This is a genomic window from Lactobacillus nasalidis (assembly GCF_016587775.1).
Taxonomy (GTDB): domain Bacteria; phylum Bacillota; class Bacilli; order Lactobacillales; family Lactobacillaceae; genus Lactobacillus; species Lactobacillus nasalidis.
The window spans coordinates 1-570 of sequence record NZ_BOCG01000203.1; the positions used below are offsets into that span (position 1 = coordinate 1).

Here is a 570-nt window from a genome sequence, read left to right on the forward strand (position 1 = left end):
TCGCCGACGGTCCCAGTCTGACTCGGACCACAAAAACCTCACGGGTCTGGCCAAAAACACCAGGCTCAGTCTGACCCTGGCAGCCGCTTTGGCCCTCATTCTGCAGCTGCTTTTGGGCGCGGCCTGGCTGGCCTGGATCAGCCGCCTGCCGTTTGCGGCCGCGGCTAATGCCGCCATCTGGCCCTTCCTGCCGACGACTCTGGCCAAGCTGCTTCTGCTAGTTGCCCTGGCCCCGCGCCTGCAAGCAATTTTTGCCGCTTACGCTGGCAAGGTCAGCCGCGGCTATCAAAAATAAAAAAACGTCCCGCTTGCCGCGGGTGATGTGACCCCCAAAATTGGGACAAATTAGTATTACGCCGTTAAGGTTGTTAGAACATGATTCCGATATTCAATCGGGGTCATGTTTTTTCGTCCTGTTTTGATTCTTACGTTGTTGTAGTAATCGATATATTTGTGAATAGCTTGTTCAATCTCATTTAGGTCTTTGTATTTGTGCTCCTGCCCATAGAACATCTCACGCTTGAGAATGCCGAAGAAGCCTTCCATTAAGCCGTCGTCTAGAGAATTCCC

Annotated in this window: 2 protein-coding genes; one reads left to right on the forward strand and one right to left on the reverse strand. The window is 52.6% G+C overall.

Annotation, left to right across the window (positions count from 1 at the left end):
- Positions 1-295 (forward strand): biotin transporter BioY (locus lacNas_RS03515; protein ID WP_201346596.1); only part of this gene is annotated, 295 nt, incomplete at its 5' end.
- A gap of 56 nt (positions 296-351) precedes the next feature.
- Here lacNas_RS03515 and lacNas_RS03520 read toward each other — a convergent pair.
- The coding region (locus tag lacNas_RS03520; protein WP_201346597.1) for an IS3 family transposase at positions 352-570 on the reverse strand (219 nt) is incomplete at its 5' end.